This window comes from Bacillus sp. GW823-FHT06A11 (assembly GCF_058795355.1).
In genome coordinates this window covers 1,042,360-1,056,832 of record NZ_JBXAHS010000002.1, presented here as the reverse complement: position 1 = coordinate 1,056,832, position 14,473 = coordinate 1,042,360, and the positions used below count along the sequence as shown (strand labels likewise).

The window sequence follows — 14,473 nt, the reverse complement described above, 5'->3', positions numbered from 1 at the left end:
TCAAGGTAACACAGGTGCTACTGGTGCTACCGGCGCTACTGGACCTCAAGGTGCTCAAGGTAACACAGGTGCTACTGGTGCCACTGGCGCTACTGGACCTCAAGGCGTTCAAGGTAACACAGGTGCTACTGGGGCTACCGGCGCTACTGGACCTCAAGGTGCTCAAGGTAACACAGGTGCTACTGGTGCTACCGGCGCTACTGGACCTCAAGGTGCTCAAGGTAACACAGGTGCTACTGGTGCTACCGGCGCTACTGGTGCTACTGGACCTCAAGGTGTTCAAGGTAACACAGGTGCTACCGGTGCCACTGGCGCTACTGGTGCTACTGGACCTCAAGGTGTTCAAGGTAACACAGGTGCTACCGGTGCCACTGGCGCTACTGGTATAGGAGTTACCGGACCTACCGGACCTTCTGGCGGGCCTCCTGGACCTACTGGACCTCAGGGACCTCAAGGTAACACAGGTGCTACTGGACCTCAAGGTGCTCAAGGACCTGCTGGTGCTACCGGCGCTACTGGACCTCAAGGTGTTCAAGGTAACACAGGTACTACCGGTGCTACTGGACCTCAGGGTGTTCAAGGTAACACAGGTGCTACTGGGGCTACTGGACCTCAAGGTGTTCAAGGTAACACAGGTGCTACTGGACCTCAAGGCGTTCAAGGTAACACAGGTGCTACCGGCGCTACTGGACCTCAGGGTGTTCAAGGTAACACAGGTGCTACTGGACCTCAAGGCATTCAAGGACCAACGGGTGCTACCGGCGCTACTGGTATAGGAGTTACTGGACCTACTGGACCTTCTGGTGGACCTACCGGACCTACTGGGCCAACTGGACCTAGCTTCCCTATAGCAACAATTGTTGTAACAAACAATATTCAGCAAACAGTACTGCAATTTAATAACTTTATTTTTAGTACTGCAATTAACGTAAACAATATTATCTTCAACGGCACAGATACAGTTACTGTTATTAACGGTGGTATTTATGTAATTAGCGTATCCATTTCTACAACTGCGCCAGGATGCGCTCCACTCGGAGTAGGAATTTCAATTAATGGAGCAGTCGCAACTGATAATTTCTCTTCAAATTTAATAGGCGACTCACTTTCATTTACTACAATCGAAACATTAGCAGCTGGTGCAAGAATTTCTGTTCAATCTACTCTTAATGAGATTACGATCCCTGCGACAGGAAATACTAACATCCGCCTTACTGTATTTAGAATCGCTTAAATTTCATCATAGATTGTTTATGACAAATAAAAAAAGAGCGAGGAAACTCGCTCTTTTTTTGTTATGTACAATAATTCATTACTATTCTAATTCAATTGAAACATTTTTTTGTGGTACAAATGTAGAAATTGCATGTTTATAAATAAGCTGTTGCTTACCTTCTGTTTCCAGCAGGACTGTAAAATTATCAAATCCTTTAATTAGTCCACGAAGCTGGAAACCATTTAATAAGTACAGCGTAACAAACGTATTTTCTTTACGGAGTTGATTTAAAAACTGATCTTGAATATTGATTGATTGCTTCATGTCGAATCCTCCTCTTTTTCTCTACTTACTATTATTCGACTTTACTTGTAACTTTCCTTCTATGTATCGTAAAATTTCTGACGTTTTTTCACCGTCTGTAACATCAAACCACGTGACATCCATTTTATTACGGAACCACGTTAATTGACGCTTTGCATAACGACGCGAATTCGTCTTTAATTGTGATACCGCATCTTCTAAAGGGGCTCGATTCTCAAAATAATCATAGATTTCTTTATATCCAATCGCTTGAATAGATTGACAATCTCGTATCCCTCTATTATACAGACCTTCCACTTCCTCTAATAGGCCTTGTTCCATCATCAAATCCACTCGTAAGTTAATGCGATCGTATAGCATTTCTCGATCCATTGTCAAGCCAATTAATGAAACATCATAGAGTAACTCTTTTTCTTGTTTTTCAATTTGGTCACTCATTTTTTCACCCGTCGTGTGGAAAATTTCTAACGCCCGAATGACACGTCGTACATTATTTGCATGAATACGCTCCGCACTTTCCGGATCTACTTCTTGCAATTTTTTATGTACATATTCCACACCGCGTTCTAAAGCTAACTTTTCCATTTGCTCTCGGTATATCACATCACCAGCATCATCTGTAAACTGATAATCGAATAAAACAGATTGTATATAAAGACCGGTCCCACCAACTATAATTGGTAATTTACCACGTTCTGTAATTTCTCGAATATGTTTGCGAACACGTTCTTGAAATTCCGCGACAGAAAATGAATCTTCCGGATTTTTTATATCGACCATATAATGTGGAATTCCGTCCATCTCTGCTTGTGTTACCTTTGCAGTTCCAATATCCATCGTTCGATAGATTTGCATGGAATCACCACTAATAATTTCACCGTTCAACGCTTTGGCAAGATCGATACTTAACTTCGTCTTTCCAACAGCTGTTGGTCCAATGATGACAGCAACTTTTTCACGTTGCACTTCTCCCATAGCATTCAACTCTCTTTATGTAATATACTCCATCTATTGATTATACCCAATCTTACCAATTTTAACGGCATGATTGCAAGTTCTTTCATTTCGGTACATGAAATTACATATAAAAAAGAACATAGTTTGTCCAATTCTGCATATACATGATAAAAATAGTTTCGAGAGGATGAGTTAACTATGAAACAATCCACCATCAATTTTTCATCTTTGACAAAAGACCTCATTTTAGCTACTTCTACAAAAGAACAAAATTGTTCACAAGAGGAATTATACTTCGCCCTAAATTGTTTACTACGGGCTTTTCATTCTACTCTCCATGAAACAACATCACATCCAGAAAATAAAAATACAGAATATATACAAACACAATTTTGCAGTGCATATAAAATTATTACAGGTAAAACTATTTATCCCTTTCAATAATCCATAAAAAGCGGCTGCTTACATAATTTCAAGCAACCGCTTTTTATATTAATATCGATAACCTATTGTATAACTTTCACTTTTACAGATTTGCGCCCCCAGCTATTAGCACTACCATCTGAACCGACTAATACATCAATACGATTTCCTTTAATCGCACCACCAGTGTCTCCAGCAATCGCTTCTCCATATCCTTCTACCCATACTTTTGATCCAAGCGGAATTACTTTCGGATCAACAGCAATTACTTTCATATTTGGATTTGCTGTTAAATCATGCCCCATTGCAGTTAATACACGACCACCATACGAACCATTCTCACTCGGATCTGCTGTATATGCCGTCGCTTCTACTGTAATTTCACGATCACCAGTAGGCGCACTTGTTTCAGTAGATTTCGCAACTGGTTTTGCAGCCGGCTTTTCTTTTACCACAGGTTTACTTGATTCTACATTCTTAATAGAATCGTTACTCTTAACATACTCTTTATTCTTAACTGCTGTATTATTTTTAACCGGCGCTTCTTCTTGAACTACAACCTCTTTCTTTTCAATTACAGGTGCCGTTCCTGTTAAAAATGGCACGTGAACATATCCGACTTTTCCATTGTAGTCGAATTGTAACCATTCATTTTGAACTTGATTCGTCGTTTCAATCACATCATTTTTATTAAGTTTACCTAAAATTTCAGAATCAGTATTCGCTCCAGCACGAACATTTAATACGCCCGCCGTTACATAATATGTGCTCTTTGTAAAATCAGCACTTACAAACGCTTCCTTACCGTTTAACTTAATTTTTGTCCATCCATTCTCTGTATTTATAACATCTAGTGTATTCCCACTTAACACTTTACCTACAAGCTTTGACTCTACATTTGGGTTTTCTCTAACATTTAATACGTCTGTTGTTACAATTGTTTCCGCTTTAGCAGAACCCGCAAAAATCCCAAGACCAAAAACTGCTGCTGTTGCTATACTTAATAATTTTTTCATGAATAGCCTCCATTTGCTTTGTTTTCGTATTTTCATTATAGCAACAGATTTTTAGAATTTTTAGAAATCACACAATTACAAAGCATTCGTAATATACAATTAACGAGTTGTAACATAAATTTCCATATTAATAAAATATATTTCTCATACAATCTCCAGTGGTTTTCATATATTTTTCATATACGAGCACAAGAACTTTTTTCCAGAAAAAATTACAGTGTTACTTTTTTGTTACAAAAAATTCACAATTCGTTACATCTTTTACCAAAAAACATCAATATTCCATTGTTAACTTATTTTTTGTAATAAAAAGAGAGCAGCTACTAAAAGCTACTCTCTTTTTATTTGTTATTGAACTTTCTTTTTCCAAACACCTAGCATAATAGCCGAGACAATCGTTCCAATTAATATAGAGAAAATATATAGTAACGGTTTATTTACTAACGCTATTACAAATAATCCACCATGCGGTGCCGGTAATGTAATTTGGAATAACATAGATAACGCACCTGCAATACTTGAACCAACAACACAACTTACGATTACTCGAACCGGATCTGCAGCTGCAAACGGAATCGCACCTTCTGTAATGAACGATGCTCCCATAATATAATTTGTTAAACCAGATTTACGTTCCGCTTCTGTAAACTTTGATTTAAAGAATGTAGTTGCGAATGCAATCGCAAGTGGCGGTACCATACCACCAGCCATAACTGCTGAGTGCACTCCAAAATTTTGTGCTTCTATTGCAGCAATACCAAACGTAAATGCCGCTTTATTAATTGGACCACCCATATCAATCGCCATCATACCACCTAAAATAAGACCTAGTAATATAGCATTCGTACCATTTAAACCATTTAACCACCCTGTCAACATTTCATTTAATGCTACTACAGGCGGAATTACTACTTTTTGCATTACAACTCCTGTAATCAATAATCCAAAGACTGGATATAACAATACAGGTTTAATTCCTTCTAATTGTACTGGTAGTCCTGAAAATAATCTTTTCAACCCTAAAACAACATATCCAGCTAAGAAACCAGCAATTAATCCACCTAAAAATCCAGCATTCGCATTCGCCGCTAAAAACCCACCTACAACACCAGGCATAAAACCAGGACGATCAGCAATAGAGCTTGCAATAAATCCAGCTAAAATTGGTACAAGGAATAAAAACGCACCTGTTTTTCCTCCACCAATTGACATGAACAATTCAGCTAAAGGACCTTCCGCCTTTATACCACCAAACGAAAATGCTAGCGCTATTAAAATCCCGCCACCAACAACGAATGGAAGCATATTACTTACACCGCTCATTAAATGCTTATAAATTCCTAATCCTTTTTCTCTCTCAATACTTTCTGATTTCCCGTCCTCTTTTACACCTTTAAAGATTGGTGCATCTTGTTTGACAGCTCGATTTAGCAATTTTTCCGTTTTTCGAATCCCATCAGCAACTGGCACTTGAATGACATGTTTACCAGCAAAACGATTCATTTCTACTTGTTTATCTGCCGCAACAATAATAGCTGTTGCACGTTCAATATCCTCTTTCGTTAAACCGTTTTTAATACCTGTTGATCCGTTTGTTTCAACTTTAATCGCTATCCCTAACTCTGCCGCTTTTGCTTTTAAGCTATCCGCCGCCATATATGTGTGAGCGATTCCAGTTGGGCAAGCTGTAACAGCAAGTACGTACGGTTCATTTCCTTCTGGTTGTGCAACTTCAATCTCTTCTTCTTTTTCATTCTCTTTTTCATCAAATAGTTGAAGAAGCTCACTTTCATCCTTCGCTTCTAATAGTTGCTTGCGAAATCCTTCATCCATTAATAATGTCGATAAACGAGACAACGTTTCTAAATGAGTATTATTCGCTCCTTCACTTGCAGCAATCATAAAGAATAAGTATGCCGGTTGTCCATCAAGCGACTCATAATTGATACCGCTTACACTTCTACCAAAACAAATCGATGGTTGTTTAACAGCCTTTGTCTTCGCATGAGGTATTGCAATACCTTCCCCTATTCCAGTCGTACTTTGGGACTCCCGCTTTAAAATAGCTTCTTTAAATTCCGTTTTACTATTTAAACGATTTGCCCCGTTTAATTTCTCAACTAATTCATCTATGACAGCTTCTTTATTTGAAGCTGTCAAATCCATAATGACTGTATCCCTTTTTAATAGTTCTGTAATTTTCATATGTTGCTTCCCCCTATCGCTTAGCTACAATTACTTGCGACAATAATTCTTCTACTTTTTCCTTCTTACATAAATCAGCTGAAAATGCTGTTGCACTCCCTGTTGCAACGCCGTATTGAAATGCCTTTTCAATATCTTTTGTCTGTTCATATTTGCCTACAAACCCTGCAACAAGAGAATCTCCGGCCCCAACTGAATTAATTACAACACCTTTTGGAACAGTCGCTTCATATATACCTTCTGCCGTAAATAATAAAGCTCCCTCTCCAGCCATTGATACGATAACGTGTTTTACACCTTGTTCAATTAATTTTCTTCCATAAGGTAAAATGTCTTCTACTGTTGAAAGCTCCACTCCAAACAACTCACCAAGTTCATGGTGGTTTGGCTTAATTAAAAATGGCTTATTTTTAATTACATGTTGCAGTGCACTTCCACTTGCATCTACTACTACACGAATACCTTTTTCAGCTCCAAACGCAGCGATTGATTCGTAAAAGGTACTTGGAATAGAGATCGGTACACTCCCAGCGAGTACAACACAATCTCCAGGTTGCATACTCTCAATTTTTTTCATTAACTGTTCGAACTGCTCTTTTGTTACAATAGGACCTTGGCCATTTAATTCTGTTTCTTCTTTCCCTTTTATTTTCACATTAATGCGAGTATCTTCATCTACTTGGACGAAGTTTGTTGTTACACCTTCGTCATGTAATACCTCTTTAATAAATTGACCAGTAAATCCACCAGTAAATCCAAGTGCTATATTTTTAACACCTAAACGCTGAAGAACACGAGAAACATTAATTCCTTTTCCTCCAGGAAACTTCATATCTTTCTCCGCTCGATTTATTGTTCCTAAATCAAAAGAAGGAACTTGCACTACATAATCAATAGATGGGTTTAAAGTAACTGTATAGATCATTGTTTATCAGCCTCAATTACATTGGTTTGTTTTTTATATTTTTCTAAATCAATTTCTAAATGGTTTGTAATAATATTTGCATCTTCAACATTTGCAATTTTCGCAAACGCAACTTCTGAAAACTTACTTTCATCAATTAAGAAATATCCTTCGTTTGCTAATGTTAGTGCCATTTGTTTTAGGAGCGCTTCTTCTGGATCTGGCGTTGTAAAGCCAAGCTGTTCATGTACACCATTTGCACCTAAAAAACATTTATCAAAGCGATACTTCTGCATACTTTCCTGTGCCATAGCACCGATTAAAGCTTTCGTCCTACTCTTCATCATTCCGCCTAGTAAATACGCACGAATATTATTTTCAACTAAAGCTTCAATATGCATAAGTCCATTCGTAACGACAGTAACATCTTTATTGATTAAAAATGGAATCATTTCAAATGTTGTACTCCCTGCATCTAAATAAATACAATCACCTTGTTCAACAACGCTAGCCGCATAATTAGCAATTTGTTGTTTTATTTGAATGTTTTTGGATGATTTTTCAACCATCGTTGGTTCTTGCCCTTTTCCTGTTAAAACAGCGGCACCACCATGAACTCTTTTTAATAACCTTTGCTTTTCCAATTGTGCTAAATCACGGCGAATTGTCGACTCAGAGCTTTCTGTTCTTTCAACTAATTGCTGTAATTTTACAACTTTCTGTTCTTTTACAAGTTGCAATATCATTTGATGACGTTCAGGAGTTAACATTTTATTCACCTCTTCTTTGATTACAGTATAATGAAAACGGTCACAAAAATCAACCATAAACAATCAAAAATAATCACAAACATTCATAAACGTTTATAAAAAGCAAAAAAAGAAACCTATTCGATCAAACAATCAAATAGGTTTCTTTTCTAAATTCACTTATAAAGAAGCTTTATATATACTTAGAACATCATCTTTATTTAATTTTTTAAAGTTACCAAATTCACCATACGCCATCGCTTTATTAGCCATTATATCAATTTCATTTTCTCCAATACCGTAATCAGCTAATGTTGCTGGCGCTTCAATTGAAGTCCAAAATTGACGCAGTGCCTCAATTCCTTCTAACGCCACTTCTTTATCTGTTTTTCCATCTGTTTCTATTTCAAATACACGAATAGCGAACTGTTTAAAACGACTTACATTTTCATCTACGACATGCTTCATCCAGTTAGGGAATAGAATTGCTAAGCCGCCTCCATGCGGTATATCATGAACAGCAGAAACTGCATGTTCAATATTATGAGTTGCCCAGTCACCTCTTACTCCCATCGCTAAAATACCATTTAACGCCATCGTTCCGCAATATAAAATTGTTTCCCTATGCTCATAATTTTCTAAATCACTTAAAAGCTTGGGAGCTGTCTCAATTACTGTTTTTAAAACAGATTCACAATAACGATCTTGTAGTTCTGTATTCGTTCCATGATGGAAATATTGTTCTAATACATGTGACATAATATCTACCATACCATAAATCGTTTGATCTCTCGGCACAGATGCAGTATGAACTGGATCTAAAATTGAAAACTGCGGGAATGTAACTGGGCTTCCCCATCCATACTTTTCATTCGTTTCCCAATTTGTAATTACCGAGCCTGCATTCATTTCAGAACCTGTCGCAGCAAGAGTAAGTACAGTACCAAATGGTAATGCCTCACTAGCAAATGCTTTTTTCGTTACAATATCCCATACATCTCCATCATATTTACTACCAGCAGCAATCGCTTTCGTACAGTCGATTACACTTCCTCCACCAACTGCTAAAATAAATTCGACTCCATTATCTTTACAAATTTGAATCCCTTTCTTTACAGTTGATACACGAGGATTCGGTTCAACACCCGTCAATTCAAATACTTCTGCATTAATATCCTTTAAAATAGAAATCACATTATCATAAATACCGTTTCTTTTAATACTGCCTCCTCCATATACGAGAAGAACCTTCTTACCAAACTGTGGAATTTCAGTTTTTAACTGTTCTAATTGATCTTTACCGAAAATAAGTTTCGTTGGATTACGAAATACAAAATTTTGCATATTTCTTTACCATCCCTTCTATTTGAAAAGCAACTATACTTTTGTATACCATATTTTTTTCATTTCACAAAAAGATTTGCTTAACAAAAAAGCCCCAGCCTAATGGCTGAGACTTTTATTGATAATAAGGTGAGATCATTAAGTACACAATAACACCAGATAAACTTACATATAACCAAATTGGCATTGTCCAACGTACAATTTTACGGTGACGTGTTAATTGATTTGTAAAACCAAATACAAGTGCAAACAATGCAAGTGGTACGATAATTGCTGCTAGGATAATATGTGTAATTAAAATGATGAAATACACATATTTAATGAATCCTTCTCCTCCAAAATGTGTTGCCGGTGCTAAGTAATGATACGATAAATACGACACACAAAATAGTAAAGTTGTCGTAAATGCTGCAAGGATGAAACCACGATGCATTTTCACATTCTTTTTAATAATAGAGAATAACGCTGCTAATAAAAATACGAACGTAAAGCTATTAAAAATCGCGTTTAACATTGGTAAAATCGTTACATCAAAATGTACTTCTCCTTCATAGCCAACAGGTCCAAAGAACAAAAATAAAATAATCGCATTTACAATTACAGAAAGCGTTATCACAATAGGAGCATAGCTTTTCTGATTTGTTGATTGATCCACCAAAATGGTCACTCCCTCTTCCTTCAAGTATGTATACGTAACCTCACTATTTTAACATATTATTCACAGTGTAAATGTGACAATAGTTTGACACAGCAAGACAAAACAAAGAAAAAAATCCTTCTTAATAAAACTTCTTAAGAAGGATTTTATCGCTTTATTATTCAAATAGCAACGCGATTAATTTTTGTTAAAAAATGTATCGCTATATGCTTGAAAAATTTCAGACACTTGATATCCCATTAATGAAATTGCTGTTAATGAAAAGAAACCAATCATAAGAAATCGAAACCACATATAAATCTCCTCCTTGTATTTAGCTTAAAAAACGTTAGCTACCTTACAAGTTGCGTGGCACTCTTCATCATCACTTTCCTTCTTCTTTACAATTGCTGTAATAAATCGAATCATAAAGAAAACTACAAAAGGAAATTGTTCGTAATTCACATTGGCATAGTTTAGCAACGGCTCGCGCTGCACATCGAACGGAGATGAGAAGGAATAGAACATACCTTGCTCTTCCATATATACAATTACAATTTTCATGCAAAATACTATTCCTAGAAACGAAACAATATCTTGCCATTCTGTCGTATATAACAGGTTATACAGCTCTAATACGTACTCTTCCATCATCATCCCCCCTTCCTTTTTTACCATTTTGCTCGCCTTCGTATAAAAAGTCAAGAAAAAAGTTTATATCCACTATGACAATAGTAATTACTTGTTTCTATGATTATATATGATTCTTTTATAGCAATGACTGGGTGTAACTCTCTTCGAAAATAAGAAAATTAGAATCGAACAGATTCCTCATTCTTACTTTTAGGATTCAAAACTGTGCTATTTTTATTTCTATTAAAAATAAAATAAGAAAGTATGATAAGAACTGTAACAAACATTGTTAAAAGTGCTTGTGAACGTAAAGTATCAATTGCGAACATCGCAACTAAAACTGCTATAATAGCAGCAATTGTAACATACGTTACATACGGAAAAAGCCACATTTTCACTTTCAAATTTTTTTGTTCTACTTTCCCCATTTTTTTACGCATCTTTAAATGCGAAACTGCAATAACGAGATAAACTAGTAACGCAATCCCGCCAGATGCATTCACTAAAAACAAAAAGACTTTATCTGGAGAAATGTAACTAAAAACAACTCCAATATAAGCGAAGACCGTTCCAAATAAAACCGCTCGAACAGGAACACCACTACTGTTCAATTTTAAAAATGACTTTGGCGCATCTCCTCTTTCTGCCATTGAAAAAAGCATTCTTGAATTTGTATATAAGCCTGAATTTAAGCAAGAAAGTACAGCTGTTAAAACGATAAAATTCATAATTTGTGCTGCCGCTGGTATTCCTATATGTTCAAGTACAGCTACAAATGGACTTTTTAATATGTTAGCTGAATTCCATGGCAGTAGCGTAACAACTACCGCTATAGACCCAATAAAAAATACAAGAATACGCCAAATCACACTGTTTGTTGCTGTTTTTACTGCTTTTACAGGTTCTGCAGATTCACCAGCCGCTACTGCTACAATCTCTGATCCCATAAATGAAAATATAACAACAGTAATTCCAAGCAAGACCGAACTTATACCGTTTGGCATAAACCCACCTTGTCCAATTAAATTCGAAGTGCCGGGTGCTTCTGTTCCTGGAACAAATCCTAAAATAACAGCAAGACCTAGACAAAGGAACAAAACAATACTTATTACTTTAATAAAAGAAAACCAATATTCAAACTCTCCAAATGATTTCACCGAAAAAACGTTCGTCAGCGTTAATAAAATTGTTAATATTAAACTTAATAACCATAGCGGTATTTGTGGAATCCAATATTGGATAATACCAGCACCTGCTGTGGCTTCTATTGCAATAACAATTACCCAGAAAAACCAGTATAACCAGCCTATTGTATAACCCGCCCATGGACCAATTGCTTCTCTTGCATACGTTGCAAATGAACCACTTGTCGGATTTACAGTTGCCATTTCTCCTAGCATTCTCATGACGAAAATGACTAGAAGTCCTGCTAATGCATATGAAACGATAGAACCAGGTCCTGCCGAATGTACAACGGCACCACTTCCAACAAACAAACCAGCCCCTATTACGCCGCCAATTGAGATCATTGTAATGTGGCGTATTTTGAGATCTTTCTTTAGATTTTTATCCAACTCTTGTACATCCCCTTCCAAACTAAATTTTGAAATTTATGTAAGAGTACTGTGCGAAAGATTTTGTTCTATACGTTAAAATATATCAAAATATTCTGAATTTAACAATTGCAATTCAATCTCCTTCAAAAATTATTTCATTAGATTTAATACTTTCCCACACACAATTGTTGAGAAAATTATAGTCCTCTTACAAAAGAAAGAATTTTCAGATATTATTAAATAAACAAGATTATACATCTAGACAACTTTTTGTATAGGAGTGTTGATATGTTAAACAAGTTCAAATTTTTTTGTTGTATTTTCGTACTGTTCTTACTACTACCGCTATCCCCTTTCCAAACACAAGCAGCAAACAATTTAGGTTCAAAATTACTCGTTGGATACTGGCATAACTTTGATAACGGTACTGGCATTATTAAATTAAAAGACGTTTCACCAAAATGGGATGTAATCAATGTATCTTTTGGTGAAACTGGTGGTGATCGTTCCACTGTTGAATTTTCTCCTGTGTATGGTACAGATGCAGACTTCAAATCAGATATTTCTTATTTAAAAAGTAAAGGAAAGAAAGTAGTTCTTTCAATAGGAGGACAAAATGGAGTCGTTTTACTTCCTGACAATGCCGCTAAGCAACGTTTTATTAATTCCATACAATCTCTAATCGATAAATACGGTTTTGATGGAATAGATATTGACCTTGAATCAGGTATTTACTTAAACGGAAATGACATTAATTTCAAAAATCCAACTACTCCCCAAATCGTAAATCTTATATCAGCTATTCGAACAATCTCAGATCATTATGGTCCAGATTTTCTATTAAGCATGGCTCCTGAAACAGCTTATGTTCAAGGCGGTTATAGCGCATACGGAAGTATCTGGGGTGCATATTTACCAATTATTTACGGAGTGAAAGATAAACTAACATACATTCACGTTCAACACTACAACGCTGGCAGCGGGGTTGGAATGGACGGTAATAACTACAATCAAGGTACTGCAGACTACGAAGTCGCTATGGCAGATATGCTCTTACATGGTTTTCCTGTAGGTGGTAATCCAAATAACATTTTCCCAGCTCTTCGCTCAGATCAAGTTATGATTGGGCTTCCAGCAGCACCAGCGGCAGCTCCAAGTGGTGGATACATTTCGCCAACTGAAATGAAAAAAGCTTTAAATTATATCATTAAAGGAGTTCCGTTCGGAGGAAAGTATAAACTTTCTAACCAGAGTGGCTATCCTGCATTCCGCGGCCTAATGTCTTGGTCTATTAATTGGGATGCAAAAAACAACTTTGAATTCTCTAATAATTATAGAACATATTTTGATACTCTTCCCTTGCAAAAATAATAAAAAACAACAATAGGTCCTATAACCTATTGTTGTTTTTTATTTATGAAAATTACTTTGTCACATCTAAAGTTTTAAGAAACTGTTTTCCATCGACCTACATCGCACGTTCCTTGGAATCATATTGTTAAATATTCTAGTTACTATTTTGCTTCAACACAAAAACTGAAAGTTCAGGTACACTCCAAAATCTAACAGGCATCCTAGTAGTCCCAATGCCACGATTTACATATAAATATAACAGCTTACTCTTCCCCTCTACTTCATACATACCTTCAACATAATTCTCAGCTAGTTTGGTAGTAATTAATGGACCTACAAAAGGAATTTGGACTTGTCCTCCGTGACTATGTCCTGACAGTTGAAAATCCATTGGGTAACGATTTATTTTGGTTACAACATCCGGCTCATGTACTAATAACATGTTGAAATCATTTTGTTTCAAGTTTTTTAAAGTTGAATCTATTTGTGGCTTCCCTAATAGAAAATCATCTAAACCTGATATTGTAATATATTTGCCGTTTTCCACTTTAATTTTCTGCACTTCATTTACTAATACAGAAAAACCAGCTTCCTCCATATATTTTTTGTAAAATAAACTACCGCCCCCGCCCCTATCATGATTCCCAAACACAGCATATTTCCCTAAGGGCGCGTAAATTTTCTGCAAAATAGCCTTTGCTTCTTCTCTTTCCGCACTATAAGACCCAAATTTATCTATTAAATCTCCAGTAAAAACTACGATATCTGGATGTATTTCATTCATCTTCTCCACCAAATGTTCAAGTTGCTTCAATGTAAACTCTGGCCCTAAATGTACATCTGAAAACTGCAATATTTTTTTATTATTAAACTCTTTAGGAATTGTAGAAGCTTCTATTTCATTCCACGTAACTGTTACTAGTTTTCGTTCTATTTCTGTCGCATAATAATACAAACTTACTGGTATCATTAATATACTTATAAAACTAATAATAAATATCTTTATGATTGATTTTTTTCGTTCTTTTTTTACATGATTCGTATTCATGTTTTCACCTCTACAAACACTTTAAATCCTTATTGTTACATTCATGTGACAACATGAACAATGTTATCAATTTTTAATTCCCTCTCTATTCACTTTGACAATTTTATA

General features: G+C 36.0%; 14 protein-coding genes. 3 read left to right on the top strand and 11 right to left on the bottom strand.

From position 1 onward, the window contains the following. On the top strand, positions 1-1,234 hold a 1,234-nt coding region (locus AC1Q8L_RS13990; RefSeq protein ID WP_492339445.1), incomplete at its 5' end, for a Gly-Xaa-Xaa repeat protein. Between the two features lie 81 nt (positions 1,235-1,315). Here the strand turns inward: AC1Q8L_RS13990 and hfq are convergent. Both hfq and miaA read right to left on the bottom strand, forming a co-directional pair. Beyond that, a complete protein-coding gene (gene hfq / locus AC1Q8L_RS13985; RefSeq protein ID WP_000813896.1) occupies positions 1,316-1,540 on the bottom strand; it encodes an RNA chaperone Hfq in 225 nt (74 codons plus the stop codon). A gap of 21 nt (positions 1,541-1,561) precedes the next feature. Continuing rightward, positions 1,562-2,515: a tRNA (adenosine(37)-N6)-dimethylallyltransferase MiaA gene (gene miaA, locus AC1Q8L_RS13980; RefSeq protein ID WP_000504953.1), complete on the bottom strand. Its 954-nt coding sequence runs from the start codon at positions 2,513-2,515 to the stop codon at positions 1,562-1,564. A 180-nt stretch (positions 2,516-2,695) separates the two neighbouring features. Here miaA and AC1Q8L_RS13975 point away from each other — a divergent pair, with 180 nt between their 5' ends. Continuing rightward, positions 2,696-2,941: a hypothetical protein gene (locus AC1Q8L_RS13975; RefSeq protein ID WP_000814431.1), complete on the top strand. Its 246-nt coding sequence runs from the start codon at positions 2,696-2,698 to the stop codon at positions 2,939-2,941. Between the two features lie 62 nt (positions 2,942-3,003). On the opposite strand, the gene entD is transcribed toward AC1Q8L_RS13975, so the two are convergent. The 8 genes from entD to gabP all read right to left on the bottom strand — a co-directional run bounded on the left by entD (position 3,004) and on the right by gabP (position 11,982). Beyond that, positions 3,004-3,936: a cell wall-binding protein EntD gene (gene entD, locus AC1Q8L_RS13970; protein WP_000735453.1), complete on the bottom strand. Its 933-nt coding sequence runs from the start codon at positions 3,934-3,936 to the stop codon at positions 3,004-3,006. Between the two features lie 348 nt (positions 3,937-4,284). Beyond that, a complete protein-coding gene (locus AC1Q8L_RS13965) occupies positions 4,285-6,141 on the bottom strand; it encodes a PTS fructose transporter subunit IIABC (protein ID WP_016512432.1) in 1,857 nt (618 codons plus the stop codon). 13 nt (positions 6,142-6,154) lie between these two features. Further along, the gene (gene pfkB / locus AC1Q8L_RS13960; RefSeq protein ID WP_000640853.1) at positions 6,155-7,066 is read right to left on the bottom strand and encodes a 1-phosphofructokinase; all 912 of its coding nucleotides are present in this window, start codon (positions 7,064-7,066) and stop codon (positions 6,155-6,157) included. Further along, complete coding sequence (locus tag AC1Q8L_RS13955; protein WP_000957288.1) at positions 7,063-7,815, bottom strand: DeoR/GlpR family DNA-binding transcription regulator; 753 nt, start codon at positions 7,813-7,815, stop codon at positions 7,063-7,065. The genes pfkB and AC1Q8L_RS13955 overlap by 4 nt, the downstream gene beginning before the upstream one ends. Positions 7,816-7,974: 159 nt before the next feature. Further along, positions 7,975-9,138: an iron-containing alcohol dehydrogenase gene (locus AC1Q8L_RS13950; protein ID WP_001179068.1), complete on the bottom strand. Its 1,164-nt coding sequence runs from the start codon at positions 9,136-9,138 to the stop codon at positions 7,975-7,977. Positions 9,139-9,253: 115 nt separating this feature from the next. Continuing rightward, the gene (locus AC1Q8L_RS13945) at positions 9,254-9,796 is read right to left on the bottom strand and encodes a DUF420 domain-containing protein (RefSeq protein WP_000228315.1); all 543 of its coding nucleotides are present in this window, start codon (positions 9,794-9,796) and stop codon (positions 9,254-9,256) included. Positions 9,797-10,114: 318 nt separating this feature from the next. Continuing rightward, positions 10,115-10,453, bottom strand: a complete 339-nt coding sequence (locus AC1Q8L_RS13940; protein ID WP_003271231.1) for a hypothetical protein — start codon at positions 10,451-10,453, stop codon at positions 10,115-10,117. A 134-nt stretch (positions 10,454-10,587) separates the two neighbouring features. Then, positions 10,588-11,982, bottom strand: a complete 1,395-nt coding sequence (gene gabP, locus AC1Q8L_RS13935) for a GABA permease (protein WP_000360115.1) — start codon at positions 11,980-11,982, stop codon at positions 10,588-10,590. A 270-nt stretch (positions 11,983-12,252) separates the two neighbouring features. Here gabP and AC1Q8L_RS13930 point away from each other — a divergent pair, with 270 nt between their 5' ends. Further along, positions 12,253-13,335 (top strand): chitinase, encoded by a 1,083-nt coding sequence (locus AC1Q8L_RS13930; protein ID WP_002094116.1) that lies wholly within the window; start codon positions 12,253-12,255, stop codon positions 13,333-13,335. Positions 13,336-13,471: 136 nt separating this feature from the next. On the opposite strand, the gene AC1Q8L_RS13925 is transcribed toward AC1Q8L_RS13930, so the two are convergent. Next, complete coding sequence (locus AC1Q8L_RS13925) at positions 13,472-14,365, bottom strand: metallophosphoesterase (RefSeq protein ID WP_492339444.1); 894 nt, start codon at positions 14,363-14,365, stop codon at positions 13,472-13,474. Positions 14,366-14,473 lie beyond the last annotated feature (108 nt).

What these genes read in the sequence shown, in the direction of transcription:
- hfq (WP_000813896.1), bottom strand. Translation starts at nt 1,540, where the DNA reads ATGAAGCAATCAATCAATATTCAAGATCAGTTTTTAAATCAACTCCGT.
- miaA (WP_000504953.1), bottom strand. Translation starts at nt 2,515, where the DNA reads ATGGGAGAAGTGCAACGTGAAAAAGTTGCTGTCATCATTGGACCAACA.
- AC1Q8L_RS13975 (WP_000814431.1), top strand. Translation starts at nt 2,696, where the DNA reads ATGAAACAATCCACCATCAATTTTTCATCTTTGACAAAAGACCTCATT.
- entD (WP_000735453.1), bottom strand. Translation starts at nt 3,936, where the DNA reads ATGAAAAAATTATTAAGTATAGCAACAGCAGCAGTTTTTGGTCTTGGG.
- AC1Q8L_RS13965 (WP_016512432.1), bottom strand. Translation starts at nt 6,141, where the DNA reads ATGAAAATTACAGAACTATTAAAAAGGGATACAGTCATTATGGATTTG.
- pfkB (WP_000640853.1), bottom strand. Translation starts at nt 7,066, where the DNA reads ATGATCTATACAGTTACTTTAAACCCATCTATTGATTATGTAGTGCAA.
- AC1Q8L_RS13955 (WP_000957288.1), bottom strand. Translation starts at nt 7,815, where the DNA reads ATGTTAACTCCTGAACGTCATCAAATGATATTGCAACTTGTAAAAGAA.
- AC1Q8L_RS13950 (WP_001179068.1), bottom strand. Translation starts at nt 9,138, where the DNA reads ATGCAAAATTTTGTATTTCGTAATCCAACGAAACTTATTTTCGGTAAA.
- AC1Q8L_RS13940 (WP_003271231.1), bottom strand. Translation starts at nt 10,453, where the DNA reads ATGGTAAAAAAGGAAGGGGGGATGATGATGGAAGAGTACGTATTAGAG.
- AC1Q8L_RS13930 (WP_002094116.1), top strand. Translation starts at nt 12,253, where the DNA reads ATGTTAAACAAGTTCAAATTTTTTTGTTGTATTTTCGTACTGTTCTTA.
- AC1Q8L_RS13925 (WP_492339444.1), bottom strand. Translation starts at nt 14,365, where the DNA reads ATGAATACGAATCATGTAAAAAAAGAACGAAAAAAATCAATCATAAAG.